Annotated in this window: 22 protein-coding genes; 18 read left to right on the top strand and 4 right to left on the bottom strand. The window is 51.6% G+C overall.

The genetic code is table 11. The features are described 5' to 3' along the window. Nucleotides 1-5 precede the first annotated feature (5 nt). The 3 genes from hslR to igaA all read right to left on the bottom strand — a co-directional run bounded on the left by hslR (nt 6) and on the right by igaA (nt 3,342). Nucleotides 6-407, bottom strand: a complete 402-nt coding sequence (hslR, locus tag OH663_RS06535; RefSeq protein ID WP_200013170.1) for a ribosome-associated heat shock protein Hsp15 — start codon at nt 405-407, stop codon at nt 6-8. A 10-nt stretch (nt 408-417) separates the two neighbouring features. Beyond that, nucleotides 418-1,089 (bottom strand): GMP/IMP nucleotidase, encoded by a 672-nt coding sequence (yrfG, locus tag OH663_RS06530; protein ID WP_045449815.1) that lies wholly within the window; start codon nt 1,087-1,089, stop codon nt 418-420. A 117-nt stretch (nt 1,090-1,206) separates the two neighbouring features. Then, nucleotides 1,207-3,342 carry an intracellular growth attenuator protein IgaA gene (gene igaA, locus OH663_RS06525; RefSeq protein WP_200013171.1) on the bottom strand — a complete coding sequence of 712 codons (2,136 nt, stop codon included), beginning with the start codon at nt 3,340-3,342 and terminating at the stop codon, nt 1,207-1,209. A 322-nt stretch (nt 3,343-3,664) separates the two neighbouring features. On the opposite strand from igaA, the gene nudE reads away from it, so the two are divergent. After that, on the top strand, nt 3,665-4,225 hold the full coding sequence (nudE, locus tag OH663_RS06520; protein ID WP_045449813.1) for an ADP compounds hydrolase NudE: 561 nt from the start codon (nt 3,665-3,667) through the stop codon (nt 4,223-4,225). 90 nt (nt 4,226-4,315) lie between these two features. On the opposite strand, the gene mrcA is transcribed toward nudE, so the two are convergent. Beyond that, complete coding sequence (mrcA, locus tag OH663_RS06515; RefSeq protein ID WP_200013172.1) at nt 4,316-6,868, bottom strand: peptidoglycan glycosyltransferase/peptidoglycan DD-transpeptidase MrcA; 2,553 nt, start codon at nt 6,866-6,868, stop codon at nt 4,316-4,318. A 120-nt stretch (nt 6,869-6,988) separates the two neighbouring features. Between mrcA and OH663_RS06510 the strand changes: the two genes are divergently transcribed. The 17 genes from OH663_RS06510 (at nt 6,989) to OH663_RS06430 (ending at nt 21,947) form a co-directional block, all read left to right on the top strand. Beyond that, the gene (locus OH663_RS06510) at nt 6,989-7,768 is read left to right on the top strand and encodes a type IV pilus biogenesis protein PilM (protein WP_200013173.1); all 780 of its coding nucleotides are present in this window, start codon (nt 6,989-6,991) and stop codon (nt 7,766-7,768) included. Next, the gene (locus tag OH663_RS06505) at nt 7,768-8,307 is read left to right on the top strand and encodes a PilN domain-containing protein (RefSeq protein ID WP_200013189.1); all 540 of its coding nucleotides are present in this window, start codon (nt 7,768-7,770) and stop codon (nt 8,305-8,307) included. Before OH663_RS06510 ends, OH663_RS06505 begins: the two co-directional genes overlap by 1 nt. After that, nucleotides 8,291-8,761 (top strand): HofO family protein, encoded by a 471-nt coding sequence (locus tag OH663_RS06500; protein ID WP_200013174.1) that lies wholly within the window; start codon nt 8,291-8,293, stop codon nt 8,759-8,761. The genes OH663_RS06505 and OH663_RS06500 overlap by 17 nt, the downstream gene beginning before the upstream one ends. Then, nucleotides 8,751-9,155: a HofP DNA utilization family protein gene (locus OH663_RS06495; protein WP_045448425.1), complete on the top strand. Its 405-nt coding sequence runs from the start codon at nt 8,751-8,753 to the stop codon at nt 9,153-9,155. Before OH663_RS06500 ends, OH663_RS06495 begins: the two co-directional genes overlap by 11 nt. Continuing rightward, a complete protein-coding gene (hofQ, locus tag OH663_RS06490) occupies nt 9,067-10,305 on the top strand; it encodes a DNA uptake porin HofQ (protein WP_200013175.1) in 1,239 nt (412 codons plus the stop codon). The genes OH663_RS06495 and hofQ overlap by 89 nt, the downstream gene beginning before the upstream one ends. A gap of 405 nt (nt 10,306-10,710) precedes the next feature. Further along, nucleotides 10,711-11,232, top strand: a complete 522-nt coding sequence (gene aroK / locus OH663_RS06485) for a shikimate kinase AroK (RefSeq protein ID WP_003023552.1) — start codon at nt 10,711-10,713, stop codon at nt 11,230-11,232. A 55-nt stretch (nt 11,233-11,287) separates the two neighbouring features. Next, nucleotides 11,288-12,376 carry a 3-dehydroquinate synthase gene (aroB, locus tag OH663_RS06480; RefSeq protein ID WP_048222884.1) on the top strand — a complete coding sequence of 363 codons (1,089 nt, stop codon included), beginning with the start codon at nt 11,288-11,290 and terminating at the stop codon, nt 12,374-12,376. A gap of 96 nt (nt 12,377-12,472) precedes the next feature. Continuing rightward, complete coding sequence (damX, locus tag OH663_RS06475; RefSeq protein ID WP_045448418.1) at nt 12,473-13,753, top strand: cell division protein DamX; 1,281 nt, start codon at nt 12,473-12,475, stop codon at nt 13,751-13,753. A gap of 117 nt (nt 13,754-13,870) precedes the next feature. Then, on the top strand, nt 13,871-14,707 hold the full coding sequence (gene dam / locus OH663_RS06470; RefSeq protein WP_045448416.1) for an adenine-specific DNA-methyltransferase: 837 nt from the start codon (nt 13,871-13,873) through the stop codon (nt 14,705-14,707). Between the two features lie 17 nt (nt 14,708-14,724). Beyond that, a complete protein-coding gene (gene rpe / locus OH663_RS06465; protein WP_045448414.1) occupies nt 14,725-15,402 on the top strand; it encodes a ribulose-phosphate 3-epimerase in 678 nt (225 codons plus the stop codon). Continuing rightward, nucleotides 15,395-16,153, top strand: coding sequence for a phosphoglycolate phosphatase (gene gph / locus OH663_RS06460; protein WP_200013177.1), 759 nt, complete (start codon nt 15,395-15,397; stop codon nt 16,151-16,153). Before rpe ends, gph begins: the two co-directional genes overlap by 8 nt. Continuing rightward, nucleotides 16,146-17,150 carry a tryptophan--tRNA ligase gene (trpS, locus tag OH663_RS06455; protein WP_045448410.1) on the top strand — a complete coding sequence of 335 codons (1,005 nt, stop codon included), beginning with the start codon at nt 16,146-16,148 and terminating at the stop codon, nt 17,148-17,150. The genes gph and trpS overlap by 8 nt, the downstream gene beginning before the upstream one ends. A 166-nt stretch (nt 17,151-17,316) precedes the next feature. Beyond that, a complete protein-coding gene (gene yhfZ, locus OH663_RS06450) occupies nt 17,317-18,222 on the top strand; it encodes a GntR family transcriptional regulator YhfZ (RefSeq protein WP_045448408.1) in 906 nt (301 codons plus the stop codon). A 14-nt stretch (nt 18,223-18,236) separates the two neighbouring features. Continuing rightward, on the top strand, nt 18,237-18,599 hold the full coding sequence (locus tag OH663_RS06445; protein WP_045448407.1) for a hypothetical protein: 363 nt from the start codon (nt 18,237-18,239) through the stop codon (nt 18,597-18,599). Nucleotides 18,600-18,682: 83 nt separating this feature from the next. Beyond that, on the top strand, nt 18,683-19,846 hold the full coding sequence (locus OH663_RS06440) for a YhfX family PLP-dependent enzyme (RefSeq protein ID WP_200013178.1): 1,164 nt from the start codon (nt 18,683-18,685) through the stop codon (nt 19,844-19,846). Beyond that, nucleotides 19,846-21,072: a phosphopentomutase gene (locus OH663_RS06435; RefSeq protein ID WP_200013179.1), complete on the top strand. Its 1,227-nt coding sequence runs from the start codon at nt 19,846-19,848 to the stop codon at nt 21,070-21,072. The genes OH663_RS06440 and OH663_RS06435 overlap by 1 nt, the downstream gene beginning before the upstream one ends. Further along, complete coding sequence (locus tag OH663_RS06430; RefSeq protein WP_048222865.1) at nt 21,069-21,947, top strand: phosphotriesterase-related protein; 879 nt, start codon at nt 21,069-21,071, stop codon at nt 21,945-21,947. The genes OH663_RS06435 and OH663_RS06430 overlap by 4 nt, the downstream gene beginning before the upstream one ends. The last annotated feature ends 2 nt before the right edge of the window (nt 21,948-21,949 follow it).

The following is a 21,949-nucleotide window of genomic DNA, read 5'->3' as shown; positions in this document are numbered from 1 at the left end:
GACAGTCATTCACTGTCGCCGTGTTTAAATCGTAACAGGTCGCGGCGCTCTTTTTTGTCCGGTCGTCTGTCCGGGTGCGGCATAGTCAGGGCGTTAAGCTTACGTGCCTGCGCCATTTTTTCGCGTTTTTCAACGCTCTCCGCGGTTTCTTCATACAGCGAAACGGCTTCAGTTGCCGGGCGACGCTGTTCGGTAATGGCCTTGATAATGACCGTCCGCTCGTCATTTCCCTGGCGCAGGGTGAGGGTGGCATTCAGTTCGACAATTTTACTCGGCTTACTGCGCTGCCCGTTGTAATGCACCTTACCGCCTTCAACCATTTCACGGGCTATCGCACGTGTTTTATAAAAACGTGCTGCCCACAGCCATTTATCCAGCCTGACTTCAACAGAGGGCTTCTCTTTCATGGCATCTCCTTCACATCAGTGAGGGGATCAGTCGGCGGTAGTCATTCAGTGACGGATGGCGTGCATACTGTTTTTCCGCAATACCTGAGTCGGGATTGGTCACGCCGAGGCAGTAACGAATGCCGAATTGAGCAGCGGCGTCGAGAATGGGTTCGCTGTCGTCTATAAACAGCGTCTTCTCGGCACTTATTCCCGTTTCTTCAGCCACAGCGTGCCATAACCGCTGATCCTCTTTGGGATAACCAAATGTGTGGGTGGAAAGTAATAAATCAAGGTGTGAGGCCAGTCCGGTATGCTCCAGCTTCACCGCCAGGTTGTGCGGATGTGCATTGGTGAGCAAAATACGTCGTTTACCGGACGCTTTTAAGGCATCAAGAAACGGAACCGTATCTTCACGCAGCACTGCACGCGGCCCCTGTTCCGTCGTCATGGCGCAAATATCCAGACCCAGGCACTCGCTCCAGTAATCCAGGCAGTACCAGTTTAGCGTATGCTGTACGGCATGATACTGCTGGCGAATATATTCCTGAGCTTCCCGGGGGGTAATGCCTTGCTGAGCGCCATAGGTTTCCGGCACCAGTTTTTGCCAGAAATAGTTATCGAACGCCAGATCGAGCAGCGTGCCGTCCATGTCCAGCAAGACCGTGTCGACATTCTGCCAGGCAATATCAATACACTTCATCATTCAAGCTGCCCCTGCGTTTGTTGACCCCAGAGACTGACTTTCATCAGCACCTGGGAATTATCCTGAGGAAAATTAGATGCGCGACAGGGTAGCATATCCTGTCGCGCGGGCGTGTTATCGAATCAGGCTTTCCGGGTCGTCAATCAGCGTTGGATTCAGGCAACTTTCGTAGTATCCCTGAATTTCCGCGATGCGGGAGCGGTGACGCTGGTAGCGTCTGAAGGCCTGAACGCCGTTGTATATGGCGCAACCCAGCATGCTAAACATCAACAGCGTGGTGCCAAGATAACGCCATAAGCCCGCGCGATCCGGGATTCGATGCAGGCCAATGTGCTGAGTGCCGTTGGCGTCGGTAGAGATATTGGTGACAATTCCTTCAGCGCGGAAGGGAGTCTGCATTAGCATCTGTGCCAGGCGCTGGAAGGCGCTCCACTGTTCTTGCGGCGGGTAGTCGTACAGAGAGGTCGATGGCCAGGCTTGATCGACCAGATCGCTGCCTTCATCACTAATAATCAGGAATCCCCCTGGGGCAGGGCTGTTTAGCGCCTGAGCCGCCCGTGCGGTCTCTCGTGAAATAAACGGTGATGTAGACGTATTCACCAGATTATCCAGCGACTCTGCGCTAACCGGTCGCAGCAGAACGTTTACGCCATCCAGCTTCCCAGCGTTTGCCCGCTTAACCAGCGCCGTCCAGTCTTTACTGTTGCCTAAATTAACCAGCGCATTTTTCAGGCGCACGCATTCATCCTCGGCGGCGCACAGATCGGCAGTTTTCAAGACAATTTCACCAAAATCATCCAGCAGTACCATACCGGATTTTTGGATTGCTGAACGTAGCGATGCGCTGACACGGGAGTCATCATCTGGTTTTGGATGGAGCTGACGGTTGACGGCCTGCGTTAGCGCAATGGCTTTATTCACCAGATCGGATTCTGGCAACGGCAGCGCACGGGCATCGTTCCAGATAATTTGCGAGCAGTCGAAAGGCGTAAAAGGCGTGGCGGGCAGCGCGCTCCAGCTCCCTGGTGTATGAATATTACACATTCCCGTACCGCTCAGATGCAGTGTGTCACCAACACGAACGCCTGCGTTTTCAAGCTGCTTAACGCTGGTGGCTTCGATAGTTTGTGCGCCTTTCATCCATGAAAGGGTGAATTTTATCGGCATATCCAGCGGGATCCAAAACAGCAGCATCAGCAGTACCAGCAACGAGCCGCCAGCGATGACGGCGCTGCGTAACCAATGCTGTAGCGGAAAGTTTTTTACTTCGTCGTGCAGGGATAAAAAACGGCCCTGGCGGACAACGTGGCGATCCAGATAAATATCGATATCCGTTTGCTGCCCGAGGTCCTGCGCAATGTATGGCTGCCAGTGAGGCGGGTAAATCAAATCGATAATTCCCAGCGAGATATTATTGATTTGCTCCTGGTCGTTTTCACCAAATAGTCCCCACCGGCGCGGGGTTCCACGCAGACAATGTATTTCCCGCAGCGCGGTTTTAGACGGCGGGGCAAACAATCCCCACAGCCCAGCGGCTAGCAGCAGCACGGCTCCGCCGACCATCCACGGCACGAAAGTATCCGGCATAATTAAACAGAAAAAGAACAGCAGGAACGAAGCCACAATCAGTAACGCTTCGCGCAGCCCCGCAGGGCGGCTAAGTACATACTCTTCGTGTGTTTCCTGGCGAATATTCAGCAGTTCAATCTGCTCACTCTCTTCGCCGCGAATGGATGCCTGCGTAGACGCGGTGTGTTGCAGCGCGTAGCCACGCGCCTCCTGCATATACTCTTGCAGTGTGTGCCCGTTTAAAGAGATAACCAAAGGCAGCGTATTGGTGTGGATCAGCTCAACGTTATTTTCGTCATTGATGTACTGTTCCCAGAATGGAGGCAGGTGTACCTCAACGGAGTCCAGATAGTAGCGCCATTTGTTAGGATCGTCGGTGGTGATGCCATAGCGCGTAATCGAATGAGTCAGAACGATGACGCTGTTACTTTGGGAATTCAACGTTAACGATACAGGCGCAGTACTGGCTCCTGTTGGGCCAGGAACTTGCTGAATTTGACTGAGGTTTTCAAGATAGTTTTCGACTGCACCACGCTCTTCGGGTGTCAGTTTACGCTTTGTCGCGTCTGAGAATACGTTGCTCCAGGGCAATTTTTGCCGCCTGGATTTTAATCTGAGTAGCCAACCTGCAAGTAACGAGCAGGCCAGCAAAGCAGCTAAAAAAATCAGAATGGTGCTCATGCTTTCCCCATCTTACTTAGTCTGTCAGGTGTAGTCAGTCGCACCTTGTACAATATTCGTGATTCTGTGGTTGGCTATCGGCAAGCGTGGAGTTGAACTTGAGCATCTTTATGAACAGCCCAGTAAATGCGAATAATAGCAAAATCACTAAAAACGGAATATCAGCAAATTCCTGGAGTTATTTCAACCTATTGACTTTTAATTTGAAATGAGAATTAACTTTTAGTACGTTACATAAATGTAAATAAACGGCAATTCACGTTGCCGAAACCGTGCGGTCTATCGCACAATGACCCCAGATTTCACAGCAAAGATCCTCATGATGAGCAAATCATTACAGAAACCCACGATTTTGAAAGTGGAAACCGTCGCACAATCCCGGTTGTTTAAAATCGAAAGCGTGGACCTTGAGTTCAGCAACGGCGTACGCCGTGTGTATGAACGTATGCGCCCGTCCACTCGCGAAGCGGTAATGATTGTGCCGATTGTTGACGACCACCTGATTCTCATCCGCGAATATGCGGTGGGGACAGAATCCTACGAACTTGGGTTTTCTAAGGGATTAATCGATCCCGGTGAAAGCGTGTTTGACGCGGCGAATCGGGAGCTGAAAGAAGAAGTGGGATTTGGGGCAAAGGACCTGACGTTTTTGAAAAAACTCAGCATGGCACCCTCCTATTTCTCCAGCAAGATGAACATCGTGGTGGCGGAGGATCTTTATCCTGAATCGCTGGAAGGCGATGAACCAGAACCGTTACCACAAGTGCGCTGGCCGCTGGCACATTTGATGGACCTGTTAGAAGATCCTGATTTTCATGAAGCGCGTAATGTGAGCGCACTGTTTCTGGTTCGCGAATGGCTGAAAGGACAGGGACGACTTTGATTTTTATGTCCGGTGGTGCTGTCGCTTATCCGGCCTACGATTTAGCCACTGTACGTAGGCCGGATGAGCAACGCACCATCCGGCAAAAGATTAGAACAACTCGTGTGTCTCACCATTATCGATAATGGTTGTCCCCACTTCATGCACAGCCTGCTGAGTTGGCTGCGTGCCCTCAATAAAATACTCTTCGCGACTGTTTCCGCCGCTCGCCAGTTGCCCAGTACTGCGATCAATATTGACCGTCACGATGCCAGGCGGTGGCGTCAGCGGCTGCTCAGGAACGCCTTCTAACACACTCTTCATGTAGGCATCCCACGCCGGCTGTGCGCTCTTTGCTCCACCTTCATAGCCAGAGATTTGATCTTTGATTGCACCAGAGGCGGTGGAGTGTCCGAGATTGCGGCGATGATCGTCAAAACCGATCCATACCGAGGTTACAACCCCAGGCCCATAGCCGGAGAACCAGGCATCTTTAGAGCTGTTGGTGGTCCCGGTTTTACCGCCGATATCACGACGTTGTAAATCGCGACCCGCACGCCAACCGGTTCCCATCCAGCCCGGCTCGCCGAAGATATTGGTGTTCAGCGCGCTTTTAATCAGGAAAGCCAGCGGTGTGTTGATCACGTGAGGAGCATATTCCTGTGTCCCGCTTTGTGCGACCAGCGCCTGATTAGCCTGCTCAAGCTTCGGCATCGGCACGGTGGAATTCTGCTGTTCCTGCGAGATGGCGACGTCCTCAACGTTACTGTTTTCCAGTACGTTAGACTTCTGGGTATCACCATAAATGACAGGAATATCACACTCCGGGCAGGCAATTTTCGGCTTCGCTTCGAAGATGACCCCGCCCTGATCGCTTTCAATCTTGCTGATAAACCATGGGTCAACCAGGAAACCACCGTTGGCCATAACCGCGTAGCCGCGTGCCACCTGCATTGGGGTGAATGATGCGGAACCCAGAGCCAGTGATTCGGTGTGGACAATGTTCTGTGCCGGGAAGCCGAAACGCTGCAGATATTCTGCCGCGTAGTCCACGCCCATCGCGCGCATCGCGCGAACCATCACGACGTTCTTCGACTGACCGAGTCCCTGACGTAAGCGGATAGGCCCGGCGTACTGTGGCGGTGAGTTTTTCGGCTGCCAGTCAGAACCGGCACCCGCATCCCAGCGAGAAATCGGCACGTCATTCAGCATACTTGCCAGCGTCAGACCTTTATCCATCGCGGCGGTATAGAGGAATGGTTTGATATTCGAACCGACCTGACGTAACGCCTGAGTTGCACGGTTGAATTTGCTCTGATTGAAATCAAAACCACCCACCAGCGCCAGTACCGCACCGTTTTGCGGGTTGATAGAGACCAGGGCGGAGTTAACGTCCGGTACTTGTGCCAACCACCAGGCATCGCCGACCTGGCGTACCCAGATTTGCTGACCTGTCTGGACGACATCTGTCACTTTACGCGGTGTCGGGCCTTGTTGTGTATCTGAACGGTATGGACGCGCCCAGCGCATGCCTTCCATGCGCAATGCAACCGACGTGCCGTCTGCCAGTGTAGCGGTTGCTTCCTGCGGATTAGCGCTGGTGATCGCTGCCGGTAGTAATGGTCCGTAGGTTGGGAGAGCTTTCAGCGAATCGGTGATTTTTTTGGTATCCCAGGCGCTTTCACCCACTTTCCACAACACATTCGACGGGCCGCGGTAGCCGTGGCGCATGTCGTAATCCATTACGTTGTTGCGTACTGCCTGCTGGGCTGCTTGCTGTACTTTGCGTGTGATGGTGGTGGTGATGCGATACCCGTCTTCATAGGCTTTTTCGCCATAACGGCTATACATCTCCTGACGTACCATCTCTGATAAATAGGGTGCAGAGAAGGCTATTTCCGGAGCGTGGTAGTTGGCGTCAATGGCTTCGCTACGCGCCTGATCGTACTGGGCCTCGGTAATGTAGTTCTCGCTCAACATACGTGACAACACGACGTTACGTCTCGCGGTAGCTCGGTCCATTGAATAGAGCGGGTTGAATGTTGACGGCGCTTTTGGCAGCCCGGCAATTACGGCTATCTCGCTTAAGCTGAGCTGGTCGACCGTCTTGCCGAAATAGACCTGTGCCGCGGCACCCACGCCATACGCGCGATACCCCAGATAAATCTTGTTCAGATAAAGCTCGAGGATCTCGTCTTTACTCAGCAATTGCTCAATGCGGATCGCCAGGAACACCTCTTTGATCTTACGCATCAGCGTGCGTTCCGGGCTAAGGAAGAAGTTTCTCGCCAGCTGTTGGGTAATGGTACTTGCCCCCTGCGACGCATGGCCGGAGAACAGCGCTACGCTTGCCGCACGGAAGATCCCGACCGGGTCAACACCATGATGCTCATAAAAACGGCTGTCTTCTGTCGCGATAAAAGCTTTGACCATTTCCGGCGGCATTTGATCCAGCGTTACCGGGATTCGGCGTTTCTCGCCATATTGCGCGATCAGCTCGCCGTCAGCGCTGTAAACCTGCATCGGGATTTGCAAACGTACATCTTTTAACGTCGCGACGTCAGGTAATTGCGGCTCAATATAGCGATAGAGGCCATAAATCGAGCCTGCTCCCAGCAGGATGCAACATACTGCAAGGACTAATAAATACTTTACGAACTTCACTGGAGATTTCCCATTTAGTGGCATTTGGGCAGTTTATAAACAAACGCGCGGTAGTATAAAGGCAAGCCAGACGCATTGATATACCCGTTAAAGCAACGGGTGATAAGGAGATCATCAGCAATGGCTTTCAGTATCTGGAAAATTGGTCTGCATATTCAGCAACATGAAGTGCTGGCTGTTGTCGTCTCTCGTGACGGCTCTGGTTGGTTTCTACCACGCTGGTGGCGTATGCCATTGGCACGTCAGGTTATCGTTGAGGGTCACATTCGCGAGCCTGAACAGCTTGCGGCAGTGTTAATGCCGTGGAGTCGTGAGCTTCCCCGCCGACACCATATCTATCTGTCCTTTCCCGCCAACAGGACACTACAAAAAAAATTTCCACGCCCTGCAATGAGCTTACGTGAGCCAGAACAAACGGCATGGTTGTCGGGGTCTATGGCACGTGAGCTGGATATGGAGCCGGATGCGCTGCATTTTGATTATAGTGAAGATACGTTAAGTCCGGCATTTAACGTGACAGCTGCGCAAAGCAAAGAAATTTCAACACTCCTGACACTGATGCAAACGCTGAAAGTACAGGTTGCTGCCATCACGCCTGATGCCAGCGCGCTACAACGCTTTATTTCCTATTTGCCACCGCATCAACAGTGTCTGGCCTGGCGTGACGATGAGCAATGGCTATGGGCGACCCGTTATGCCTGGGGACGTAAATCGGCAAGTGATATTACCGGTCTTGACGATCTTGCTTCGACATTATCTCTGGCAACAGAAAACATTGCTCTGTGCGCGCCCAAAGGATTCGATCCCTTAAGCGTCGTGTCTGTCCGCCAGCCGCCCATTCCTCCAGAAAGCCACGTTTTTGCCATTGCGCTGGGTCTTGCTATGGGGGACATGGAGTGATGACACCGACAATCAATCTTTTGCCCTGGCGTCAGTCACGACGCAATGCCTGCCTGCGGTTTTGGGGGGCTTTATTTAGCGGTTCACTGCTGTTGATTGTCGGCTGCGCGTTGAGCTATTACGCCGTTACCCGTGTAGAAAACCGGGCTGATACTGTGCTGATAACCGCCGAAAAAATGCGGGCTGATGCCCTGGCGGCGCTAAAGCCTCGTTTGCAACTACGTCAGCAACAATGGCAACAAGCTCAGCAACGAGAAAGACTGCGTGACCAGACGCGAAGTTGGCGGCCCATTCTGGAAGGGCTGGCGGCTCTGTTACCAGAGCATGCGTGGTTGACGAAAATGACCTGGCAGCAAGATACGCTGGAAATTACCGGCAGTACGCTGAACTTTTCTGCATTAAAAGTGCTGGAAAATCAATTGCATCAGCAGACCTTTCTTCAGGTAGGTAGCCCAGGGGAAACACAGCAGGATGCACAGGGCCGTTGGCATTTCCACTATCGTCTGATACGGAGCGCTACGCATGATAGCCCTCTGTGATGGCTGGTTGACACAATCGCCGCGTTTTCGCACCGCCTGTTGGGCTGGCTGGAGTTTTGCGCTGGTTATTATTGTCGCGTTATGCCTGTTTTACCCTGCGGTGCAGGCGCGAAATGCACAACGAACAGCGTTAACACAGCAACGTGCGGTAATTCAATTGCAGTGGCGAAACCTGTACCAGTTGGCTGCTTCGGTCGACTCAACGCTTTCGGCAACTGAAGAGAAGATAAATCCTTTTTCTGCTTTAGCGTTCCAGACCCCTGTTACACGTTTGATTCACTGGCAACCCTCCGCGCAGGGGGGCGAGCTGGCGCTGAGGTCAGCCTGGGATACGATCCCGCCAATGTTCGTGCGTTTGGCGGAGCAGGGAATGAATGTCAATCGGTTCTCTCTCAGCGTGGAGGACGCTGAGCTGCTATTAACGATACAGCTGGAGCGTCTGAATGAAGGGTAAACGCTGGCTGTTGGTGTGTTCCAGCTTGCTGATATTGACCGGTATGCGTAATCCCTTCCAGCCGCCAGAAGATCACTGTCAGCTTTCTGAACTATCGACGTGGCGCTATCAAGGCGCCGTGATAAAGGGAGAGCGAACGATAGGCCTGGTGCTGGATGGCAAGCATAAATGGCGGCGTGTAGAGCAGCACGATGTTTTGAACAGTGGCTGGACGGTCTCTCAGGTTACGGCGCAAAACATGACCATTGACACGGATAAAAATTGCGAGCCGTCACGGAGGCAATGGCAACGACAAGGAGAGGTGAATGAAGCGATGGATAGCGGCAGTTCTGATGACAATAGTTCCCACCTTGCTGGCGGGGAAAACGCAAAACGTGACGCTGGTGGTGGATGAGGTTCCAGTTGTTCAGGTGTTGCAGGCGCTTGCTGAACAGGAAGGCAAAAATCTGGTGGTTTCTCCTGATGTCAGTGGCGTACTGTCACTGCACCTGGCTGATGTACCGTGGAAGTTGGCATTCCAGACTGTGGTGAAAAGCGCCGGACTGGTACTGCGCCAGGAGGGAAACATCCTGCATGTGCATTCTGTTCGCTGGCAGAATGAAAATGCGGCACGTCAGGAGAGTGAGCAGGTACGGATTCAGGCGAGTCTACCGCTGGAACATCGCAACATAATTTTGCACTACGCTGATGCAACAGAGCTGGCTAAAGCCGGTGAGAAGCTGCTGAGTGCAAAGGGCAGCATGACGGTCGACAAACGAACCAACCGGTTATTACTGCGTGATAACAACGTTGCGCTGCTCGCTCTGGAGAAGTGGGTGGCGCAAATGGATTTACCCGTTGAGCAGGTTGAACTGGCGGCACACATTGTTACGATTAATGAGAAAAGCCTGCGCGAGCTGGGAGTTAAGTGGTCACTGGCTGATGCACAACAATCGGCGACGGTGGGTGATGTCACGACGCTTGTCAGCGATCTCTCCGTACCTGCTGCGACCACCCGTGTAGGGTTTAACATTGGGCGTATTAATGGGCGTTTACTTGAGCTGGAGCTTTCTGCGCTCGAGCAAAAGCAGCAGCTCGATATTATTGCCAGCCCACGGTTACTGGCATCTCACTTGCAACCTGCCAGTATTAAGCAGGGGAGTGAGATCCCTTACCAGGTTTCCAGCGGAGAAAGTGGCGCGACCTCCGTTGAGTTCAAGGAGGCTGTGCTGGGAATGGAAGTCACGCCAACTGTGCTGCAGCAAGGGCGGATTAGACTTAAACTGCATATCAGCCAGAATGTTCCCGGTCAGGTATTACAACAAGCGGATGGCGAAGTGCTGGCTATTGATAAGCAAGAGATTGAAACCCAGGTAGAAGTAAAAAGTGGAGAAACAATCGCGCTGGGTGGGATTTTTTCGCGTAAAAATAAATCTGCGGAGGACAGCGTCCCGCTGTTAGGCGATATCCCCTGGCTGGGTTATTTTTTTCGTCATGACGGCAAAGAAGATGAGCGACGCGAGTTAGTCGTGTTTATCACGCCAAGACTGGTCCCGACAGAATAACTTATGCAGGAAAAGCCGTTGTTTTTGCACTGAACACGTTTCAGGGATTTGACGTGCGGGTGTATTTAGCATACAAGGAGTACCGATTTGAGCGTCGGTACTTTTCTTTACTTATGCGAGCAGTGAACATGCCTTGCCTTTCTGGTGGTGTGTCATTGGCTTATTTGGCCTCATTTGGCTACGCGATACGTCGCTGAGCCTGATGTTTACGGGGTAGCTTATCTACCACAACCAGAAATGCGCAAGGATTGGTGATTTATTCAGTTGCCAAACCCGCTTGAGTATTGAGATAATTTTCAGTCTGACTCTCGCAATATCTTATGAGGTTTCAGTTCATGTCCTGCTGCGCTGTGTGTCTGCGAAGCGGGTTTACCATTAACGAATAGTCTTAGTAGTACCGAAAAAATGGCAGAGAAACGCAATATCTTTCTGGTTGGGCCTATGGGTGCCGGAAAAAGCACTATTGGGCGCCAGTTAGCTCAACAACTCAATATGGAATTTTACGATTCTGATCAAGAGATTGAGAAACGAACCGGAGCTGATGTGGGCTGGGTCTTCGATGTAGAAGGTGAAGACGGCTTCCGTGATCGCGAAGAAAAAGTCATCAACGAGTTGACGGAAAAACAGGGTATTGTGCTGGCAACTGGCGGTGGCTCTGTTAAATCACGTGAAACACGTAACCGTCTTTCCGCTCGTGGCGTCGTGGTCTATCTTGAAACGACAATTGAAAAACAACTTGCGCGAACTCAACGTGACAAGAAACGCCCGCTGCTGCAGGTAGAATCGCCGCCTCGTGAAGTTCTGGAAGCGTTGGCTGATGAACGCAATCCTCTGTATGAAGAGATTGCTGACGTGACCATTCGCACCGACGATCAGAGCGCAAAAGTCGTGGCAAACCAGATTATTCATATGTTGGAAAGCAACTGATTCTGGCTTAATACACTCGTCTGCGGGTACAAGTAACTAAGGTGGATGTCGCGTCATGGAGAGGATTACAGTCACTCTCGGGGAACGTAGTTACCCTATCACCATCGCGGCTGGTTTGTTTAATGAACCGGCTTCATTCTTACCGCTGAAATCGGGCGATCAGGTTATGTTGGTGACCAACGAAACTCTGGCTCCCCTTTATCTCGATAAGATTCGCGGCGTACTTGAACAGGCGGGTGTTAACGTTGATAGCGTGATCCTTCCCGATGGTGAGCAATATAAAAGCCTGACGGTTCTGGACACGGTTTTCACCGCGTTACTGCAAAAACCGCACGGTCGTGATACCACGCTGGTTGCTCTCGGTGGCGGCGTGATTGGCGATCTTACCGGTTTTGCTGCGGCAAGCTATCAGCGTGGTGTACGTTTTATTCAAGTTCCGACAACGCTGTTGTCGCAGGTTGACTCCTCCGTTGGCGGCAAAACTGCCGTAAACCATCCCCTCGGTAAAAATATGATTGGCGCGTTTTACCAACCGGCCTCCGTGGTGGTGGATCTCGACTGTCTGAAAACGCTTCCTGCGCGAGAGCTGGCATCGGGACTGGCGGAAGTAATCAAGTACGGCATCATTCTTGACGGTGAATTTTTCAGTTGGCTGGAAGAAAATCTGGACGCGCTGTTACGTCTGGATGGCCCGGCAATGGCGTACTGTATCCGCCGTTGTTGTGAGCTGAAAGCAGAAGTTGTCGCAGCAGACGAGCGCGAAATGGGCTTACGTGCTTTACTGAATCTGGGGCATACGTTTGGCCACGCAATCGAAGCTGAAATGGGTTATGGCAATTGGTTGCATGGTGAAGCTGTTGCAGCAGGTATGGTGATGGCGGCTCGTACGTCAGAGCGCCTGGGCCAGTTTACCTCCTCTGATACGCAGCGCATCATTACGCTGCTTAAGCGAGCAGGCTTACCGGTTAATGGACCTCGTGAGATGTCCACTCAGGCATATTTGCCGCACATGCTGCGAGATAAGAAAGTGTTGGCGGGAGAGATTCGTTTAGTGCTTCCGCTGGCCATAGGGAAGAGTGAAGTACGCGGCGGAGTGTCGCACGAGGTGGTTCTTAACGCTATTGCTGATTGCCAGCAGGTGTAACAACAAGAAAGGTCCGGCTTGCGTTGCAAAGCGTAAGTCTTTTAGCTTCAGGTTATGTGCAAAGTCGTAAGCATTAACCTTTGAGTGGGGTGTTAAATGGATGAATTCAAACCAGAAGACGAGCTGAAACCCGATCCCAGCGATCGTCGTACTGGTCGTTCTCGTCAATCGTCTGAACGTGATAATGAGCCGCAAATCAATTTTGATGATGTTGATCTGGATGCCGACGATCGTCGTCCAACGCGTGCGCGTAAAGAGCGTGATGAAGAGCAAGAAGTTGAAGAAGACTATGAATCTGATGACGAAGCTGTGGATGAAGAGCGTGTAGAACGTCGTCCGCGTAAGCGTAAACAAGCTGCCAGTAAACCTGCCTCTCGTCAGTACATGATGATGGGCGTAGGTGTACTGGTGCTATTGCTGTTGATCATCGGTATCGGTTCAGCGCTGAAGGCCCCCTCATCCTCCTCTTCCAGTGATCAGACTGCGTCTGGCGAGAAGAGCATCGATCTTTCTGGCAGTAACGCAACGGATCAAGCGAGCACGGCTCAGCCGGCTGGCAATACGCAGCAGGATGTTTCTCTGCCACCGATTTCCTCTACACCGACCCAAGGACAGGCACCTGCTGCCGCTGAAGGTCAGCAGCGGGTTGAAGTGCAGGGCGATCTGAACAATGCCCTGACGCAGCCGCAAGGTCAGGAACAAGTTAATAATGTGGTAGTGAATTCTACGCTGCCCACTGAACCTGCTACCGTTGCACCAATTCGCAATGGCAATACGGCACGTCAGACTGCTACCACAGAACCTGCGGAACGCCACGCAACTACGCGTCCGGCAGAACGCAAACAGGTTGTTATTGAGCCGAAGAGTAAGCCGCAAACTACAGTGAAAGCGACGCCGACAGAGCCAAAACCGGTTGCTCAGGCGAAACGCACTGAACCGACAGCGCCAGTCACTACGACGAAAGCGCCAGCCGTGACAGCTACACCAAAAGCGACAACTGAGCCAAAAGCAACCGTAAGTACGACGCCTGCCCAGACTGCTGCACCTGCGACAACGACTACAACACCTGTTGCTGGCGGCGCGAAAAGTGCAGGGAATGTTGGTGCTTTAAAATCCGCACCGTCCAGTCATTACACTTTGCAGCTCAGCAGTTCTTCTAACTACGACAACCTGAATGGTTGGGCGAAGAAAGAGAACCTGAAAAACTACGTGGTGTATCAGACGACGCGTAACGGTCAACCGTGGTATGTTCTGGTGACTGGCGTGTATGCGTCTAAAGATGACGCTAAACGTGCAGTGTCTACGTTGCCTGCCGATATTCAGGCGAAAAATCCGTGGGCAAAACCGCTGCATCAGGTTCAGGCAGATTTGAAGTAAGATAGGCTATGTTCTGCAATTGTTTGATGTTTCGCCCAATTGCGGGACAAAGACTAAAGCGCAGGATGCTGTCGGAGCTTTCTCCACAGCCGGAGAAGGTGTAATTAGTTAGTCAGCATGAAAAAAAATCGCGCTTTTCTGAAGTGGGCAGGGGGAAAATACCCCCTGCTTGATGATATCAAGCGGCATTTGCCCCAAGGTGAATGTCTGGTTGAACCCTTCGTGGGTGCCGGGTCGGTGTTCCTCAACACCGACTTTTCTCGTTATATTCTTGCCGATATCAACAGCGACCTCATCAGTCTCTATAACATCGTGAAGGCGCGTACTGATGAGTATGTGCAGGCTTCACGCGAGCTGTTTGTACCTGAAACTAATCAGGCTGAGGTGTACTATCAGTATCGGGAAGAATTTAATGCCTGTCAGGATCCGTTTCGACGTGCGGTGCTGTTCTTATATCTGAACCGTTTTGGCTACAATGGCCTGTGTCGTTATAACCTCCGTGGCGAATTTAACGTGCCATTTGGCCGTTATAAAAAACCCTATTTCCCGGAAGCAGAGTTGTATCATTTTGCAGAAAAAGCGCAGAATGCAGAATTCCATTGCCTTTCGTATGAAGAGTGCATGGATCGTGCCGATGTAAACTCTGTTGTCTATTGTGATCCGCCGTATGCCCCATTGTCTGCTACGGCGAATTTCACCGCTTATCATACCAACAGCTTCAGCCCAAAAGAGCAGGCCCGTTTGGCTGAGATGGCGGAAAAGCTGGTCAGTAAGCGAATCCCGGTGTTAATTTCGAACCATGACACGCCCGATACCCGAGAGTGGTACAAAGCGGCGAAACATTTTCAGGTCAAAGTGCGGCGCAGTATAAGCAGCAATGGCGGCACACGTAAAAAGGTGAACGAATTGCTGGCTCTGTACAAACCAGGGGTCGTAACGCCTGCGAAAAAATAATTCTCAAGGAGAAGCGGATGAAACAGTATTTGATTGCCCCCTCAATTCTGTCGGCTGATTTTGCCCGCCTGGGTGAGGACACCGCGAGAGCATTAGCTGCCGGTGCCGATGTCGTGCACTTCGACGTCATGGACAACCACTATGTACCGAATCTGACTATCGGGCCGATGGTGTTGAAGTCGCTGCGTAAATATGGGATCACTGCCCCAATTGATGTCCATCTGATGGTGAAGCCGGTTGATCGTATTGTCCCGGACTTTGCTGCGGCAGGAGCCAGCATCATTACTTTTCATCCTGAAGCCTCCGAGCATGTCGACCGCACTTTACAGCTCATCAAAGAGAACGGTTGCAAGGCGGGTCTGGTGTTTAACCCGGCAACACCGCTGAGCTACCTGGACTACGTAATGGATAAGCTGGATGTGATCCTGCTGATGTCCGTAAATCCGGGGTTTGGCGGGCAGTCTTTCATTCCTCAAACGCTGGAAAAATTACGTGAAGTCCGTCGCCGTATTGATGAATCCGGCTATGACATCCGCCTGGAAGTCGATGGCGGCGTCAAGGTAAACAACATTGGCGAAATCGCGGCAGCGGGTGCTGATATGTTTGTCGCAGGCTCTGCAATTTTCGACCAACCAGACTACAAAAAAGTCATTGATGAAATGCGCAATGAATTGGCGAAGGTAAGTCATGCATAAATTTCAGGACATTCGTGGCGTTGCATTCGACCTCGACGGTACGCTGGTTGACAGTGCGCCAGGATTAGCCGCAGCGGTGGATATGGCGCTGTACGCGCTGGAGTTACCGACGGCGGGTGAAGAACGCGTGATTACCTGGATAGGTAATGGCGCTGATGTGTTGATGGAGCGTGCGCTCACCTGGGCTCGTCTGGAGCGTGCCACGCTGCGTAAAACGATGGGTAAACCGCCCGTAGATGACGACATTCCTGCTGAAGAGCAGGTGCGTATTTTACGTAAGCTGTTCGACCGCTATTACGGTGATATCGCTGAAGAAGGAACCTTCTTGTTCCCTCATGTTGCTGATACGCTGGGTGCGTTGTATGCGCAAGGCCTGCCGTTAGGCCTGGTGACCAACAAACCAACGCCGTTTGTGGCGCCGTTGCTCAACGCATTGGACATCGCCAAATATTTTAGCGTGGTCATCGGTGGTGACGACGTGAAAAACAAAAAACCGCATCCCGATCCACTACTGTTAGTGGCTGACAGGATGGGGATTCCCCCCGAGCAATTGCTCTTTGTGGGCGATTCGCGCAATGATATTCAGGCCGCAAAAGCGGCTGGTTGTCCCTCAGTTGGCCTCACGTATGGTTATAACTACGGTGAAGGGATAGATCTCAGCCAGCCAGATGTAATTTACGACAGCATTAATGACCTTCTGCCCGCACTCGGGCTTCCGCATAGCGAAAATCAGGAATTGAAAAATGACTAAGCCCATCGTTTTTAGTGGCGCACAGCCCTCAGGTGAATTGACCATTGGCAACTATATGGGTGCGCTGCGTCAATGGGTAAACATGCAGGATGACTACCATTGCATCTACTGTATTGTGGACCAGCATGCTATCACCGTCCGTCAGGATGCTCAGAAGCTGCGTAAAGCAACACTGGATACGCTGGCGCTTTATCTGGCGTGTGGTATCGATCCTGAGAAAAGCACCATTTTTGTTCAGTCCCACGTACCAGAGCATGCACAGTTAGGCTGGGCGCTGAACTGCTACACCTATTTTGGTGAACTGAGCCGTATGACCCAGTTCAAAGACAAATCTGCACGCTACGCTGAGAACATCAACGCCGGTCTGTTTGACTATCCGGTACTGATGGCCGCTGATATTCTGCTGTACCAGACGAATCTGGTACCGGTAGGTGAGGATCAGAAGCAGCACCTGGAACTGAGCCGCGATGTTGCCCAGCGTTTTAATGCGCTGTATGGCGATATCTTTAAAGTGCCTGAGCCGTTTATTCCTAAATCTGGTGCGCGCGTGATGTCCCTGCTGGAGCCGACGAAGAAAATGTCTAAGTCGGATGACAACCGTAACAACGTGATCGGCCTGCTGGAAGATCCGAAATCAGTGGTTAAAAAAATCAAACGTGCAATGACGGATTCCGATGAGCCGCCTGTTGTGCGCTACGATCTGCAGAATAAAGCGGGTGTTGCTAACCTGCTGGATATTCTCTCTGCCGTGACCGGCCAGAGCATTCCAGAACTGGAACAGCACTTTGAAGGCAAAATGTATGGTCACCTGAAAGGCGAAGTTGCGGAAGCTGTTTCCGGTATGCTGACTGAGCTTCAGGAGCGCTACCACCGTTATCGTAATGATGAAGCTTTCCTGCAGAAAGTAATGAAAGACGGCGCAGAAAAAGCCAGTGCTCGTGCATCTGAAACGCTGAAAGCGGTTTATGAAGCGATTGGTTTTGTCGCTAAGCCGTGATTCATTCAGTGTTATTAAAAAAACCGGGTAAACCCCGGTTTTTTTTCGTCTGTGTTTTTTGCAACCCACAAAAATTGTGAAGCGCTTCGCCGTTTGCACATTCCCCCATTGCGTTATACCTTCAATTTAATGAAGATATAAATATTCAATTTAATGAAAATATATGATGAGCCGGACATTTATCAAGAAAGAGGGGGTTGTGCAGACAACCCTGGCCCGTTACTTGCTCGGAGAGAAGTGCGGTAACCGATTGAAAACGATTGATGAACTGGCAAATGAATGCCATTCATCGGTAGGGTTAACGCAGGCCGCGCTTAAAACGCTGGAATCCTCAGGGGCGATCCGTATTGAACGTCGCGGGCGCAACGGTAGCTATCTGGTGGAGATGGATAATCGGACGTTGTTGAAGCATGTCGACATCAATAACGTGGTCTGTGCAATGCCGCTGCCCTATACCCGTTTATATGAAGGACTGGCGAGTGGGTTGAAGGCACAGTTTGACGGCATTCCATTTTATTACGCGCATATGCGTGGGGCAGATATTCGTGTGGAATGCTTGCTAAATGGTGTCTACGACATGGCGGTTGTTTCCCGTCTGGCGGCGGAAAGCTACCTTGCGCAAAATGGGCTTTTCATCGCACTGGCGCTGGGGCCGCACACTTATGTAGGTGAACACCAGTTAATCTGTCGCAAGGGTGAGTCCGGGAGCGTGAAGCGTGTTGGGTTGGATAATCGTTCGGCGGATCAGAAGATCATGACCGAAGCCTGTTTTGGCGAGCGTGATGTTGAGCTAATTGATCTTCCTTATCACGAAAGCCTTCAGCGTATTGCGAAAGGGGATGTAGATGCGGTTATCTGGAATGTGGTTGCGGAGGCTGAACTGGCGGTGCTGGGATTAGAAGCTACACCGCTGACTAACGACCCGAGATTCCTTCAGGCCACGGAGGCTGTGGTGCTGACCCGGACAGATGATTATCCGATGCAGCAATTGCTACGTACCATCGTTAACAAAGAGGCGCTGCTTGCCCATCAGCAACGAGTGGCAAATGGCGAGCAGGAACCCAGTTATTAAGCGAAGGGCATGGGATGGAAAACAGACTGAACCTGCTGTGTGACGCAGGCGTTATCGACCAAGATATCTGCAGCGGCATGCTGCAGGTTGTGAAGCGACTGGATGAAGAGTGGCGTTTGCCGGTTTATTCCGAGCAAGGGACGATGGCGATGACCCATATGGCAAGTGCATTAATGCGCAGTCGTCGGGGAGAAGTGATTGAAGCGCTGGATGATGAACTGTTGACAGAACTGACGCAATCCAACCTCTGGCCAACTATTTTGTTGGTACACCAGATTTTGCTGAAAGAGTTTGCGGTGACACTGCATCCGAATGAAGAGGGGTATCTGTTGGCAAATCTGTACGGTTTGTGGATGGCGGCGCACGAAGTCGTCTGAAGTAAATAGAGTATCGGCGTATTGCACTTTAAATATTCAAAAAAATGAATATTTAACTGAGGGATTAGAAACGAGGCATACAGATGTTTATACATGCATTGAAACGCCAGAACCCTGCTCTTATTACTGCTGCGGTTAGCTTGTGGCAGAAGGGAAAGATCGCTCCGGACAGTTGGGTCATTGATGTTGACCAGGTGATGGAGAATGGCAAACGCCTGCTAGACGTAGCCAGACAGCACGGTATGTCACTCTATTTGATGACGAAGCAGATAGGTCGTAATCCCTGGCTGGCGGACAAGCTTTTACAGCTGGGATACGAAGGCATTGTGGTCGTTGATTACAAAGAAGGTCGGGTCATGCGACGTGCGGGGCTGCCGGTCGCACATCAGGGACACCTGGTGCAGATCCCTTCGCGACAGGTTAGTGAAGCGGTAGCTCAGGGGACCGACGTTATTACCCTGTTTTCGTTGGAGAAAGCGCGTGAGGTTTCTGCAGCAGCGCTAAAGACCGGTCGTGAACAGAGCGTAATGCTTAAAGTGTATGGCAAAGATGATTTTCTTTATCCGGGACAAGAAAGCGGTTTCCCGGCGACGTATCTGAATGAAGTGGTAAGTGAAATACGTCGTTTACCTGGCCTTCGCCTGAGCGGCTTAACGCATTTTCCTTGTCTGCTATGGGATGAGAAATCTGCCGAAACGGTACCGACGCCAAACCTGCACACTCTGGTGGAAGCCAGACGTCAGTTAGAGGCAGCGGGAATTGAGATTGAACAACTTAATGCCCCTTCTGCCAGCAGCTGCGCGTCGCTGCCGCTACTGGCGAAATATGGTGTAACTCATGCTGAACCAGGACATGCCCTGACAGGGACTGTCCCTTCCAATCAAAAAGGTGATCAACCTGAACGTATTGCGATGCTCTGGCTGAGTGAAATTTCGCACAATTTTCGTGGAGATAGCTATTGCTATGGCGGTGGTTATTACCGTCGCGGTCATGCGCAAAATGCACTGGTTTTTACTCCTGACAGTAATACGCCCATTGACGCGAAGCTGAAACCTGTGGACGCCAGCAGTATCGATTATTACCTGCCTCTGGCTGGAGAGTTCCCGGTGAGCAGTGTGGTGGTGTTCTGCTTCCGTACCCAAATTTTTGTGACGCGCAGTGATGTGGTGTTGGTATCCGGGATTCAACGTGGTGCGGCAGAAATTGTGGCCCGTTACGACAGCCTTGGCAACGTTCTGGAGGACTGATGGCCCGATTCGTGGTGTTGGTGATCGATAGTTTTGGCGTTGGCGCAATGAAAGACGTGGCTCGGGTCAGGCCGCAGGATGCCGGGGCAAATACCTGCGGGCATATTCTTGGCAAATTACCGCAGTTGCAGCTTCCCACGCTGGAAAAACTGGGGCTGATTAACGCGTTGGGCTATACGCCTGGTGTGATGAATCCTTCTGCGTCAGCGGTTTGGGGCGTTGCTGAATTGCAACATGAAGGTGGCGACACCTTTATGGGACATCAGGAAATTTTAGGAACCCAACCACAGTCTCCGTTACGTATGCCGTTTAGCGAAGTTATTGCCGACGTTGAACGGGCACTGATTGCCGAAGGCTGGCTGGTAGAGCGACGTGGTGGCGAGTTGACGTATTTGTGGGTCAACCAGGCGGTTGCAGTGGGTGACAACCTCGAAGCCGATTTAGGTCAGGTCTATAACCTTACCGCGAACCTTTCTGTTATCCCGTTTGATGAGGTGTTGAAGATAGGGCACGTGGTACGCGAACAAGTACAAGTAGGGCGGGTGATTGCCTTTGGTGGGCAGCTTAATGACAGCCAACGCATTCTGGATGCCGCTGAGATAAAAGAAGGCCGCTTTATCGGTATTAACGCTCCGCGTTCCGGTGCTTATGAACGTGGTTTCCAGGTAAGACATATGGGCTACGGCGTTGATGATCGGGTACAGGTACCACAAAAGCTGTATGAGGTGGGAGTGCCTACGGTTCTGGTTGGTAAAGTAGCGGATATCGTCAGCAATCCTCACGGCCGCAATTGGCAAAACCTGGTAGACAGTCAGCAGATTATGGATATCACGCTGAATGAATTTCAGGACAAATCAACAGTGTTCATCTGCACCAACATCCAGGAAACCGACCTCGCCGGACACGCAGAGGATGTCGCACGTTATGCCGAACGTTTACAGCTTGTCGACCGTAATCTTACACGTCTTCTGGCGGCTATGGCGCGGGATGATTGTTTGGTCGTCATGGCCGATCACGGCAACGATCCGACCATCGGACATAGTCACCATACCCGCGAAGTCGTACCGATATTGGTTTATCAGCAGGGACTGGAACCCGCCCGGTTGGGCGTTCGTACCACGTTGTCGGATGTAGGGGCAACGGTTTGCGAGTTTTTTGGCGCGCAACCTCCACAAAACGGCACCTCTTTTCTTTCATCGTTGCGACTTACAGGAGACACCTTATGAAGATTGATACGACGGGCTATACCTACGTCCACGAGCATTTGCATATCGATCTCTCTGGTTTTAAGAACAACCTCGATTGTCGACTGGATCAGTACGATCTCATCTGTCAGGAGATGAAGGATCTGCGGGCGTTGGGCGTTCGCAACATTATTGAGATGACTAACCGATACATGGGGCGGGATCCACAATTTATGCTCGATATCATGCGTGATACGGGGATGAACGTGGTGGCCTGTACTGGCTATTACCAGGATGCGTTTTTCCCGGAGCATGTTGCGACCCGCAGCGTGGAGCAGCTTGCTCAGGAGATGATTGATGAGATCCTTATCGGTATCGATGGCAGCGAACTCAAAGCTGGGATTATTGCGGAAATTGGCTCCAGCGAAGGGGTGATTACGCCACTGGAAGAGAAGGTGTTCATTGCCGCCGCACGAGCGCATAACGAAACCGGGCGACCGGTTTCGACCCATACCTCTTTTAGCACCATGGGGCTGGAACAGCTGGCGCTACTGAAAGCGCAAGGCGTTTCGCTCTCTCGCGTGGTTGTAGGCCACTGCGATTTGAAAGATAACCTCGACAATATTCTGCACATGATCGATCTCGGCGCGTATGTGCAGTTCGACACCATCGGTAAAAACAGCTACTACCCGGACGAAAAGCGTATTGGGATGCTGCATGCGTTACGCGATCGTGGGTTGCTTAACCGCGTGATGCTCTCAATGGATATTACCCGCCGCTCCCATCTGAAAGCCAATGGCGGTAATGGTTACAACTACCTGTTAACCAACTTTATTCCACAGCTGCGCCAGTCAGGATTCAGTCAGGCCGATGTGGATACGATGTTACGTGATAACCCCTCTCAATTTTTCCAATAAGG

The organism is Citrobacter sp. Marseille-Q5395 (genome assembly GCF_947057495.1).
In the GTDB taxonomy this organism is placed as follows: domain Bacteria; phylum Pseudomonadota; class Gammaproteobacteria; order Enterobacterales; family Enterobacteriaceae; genus Citrobacter; species Citrobacter murliniae.
This window is presented reverse-complemented; position numbering and strand designations above follow the sequence as displayed.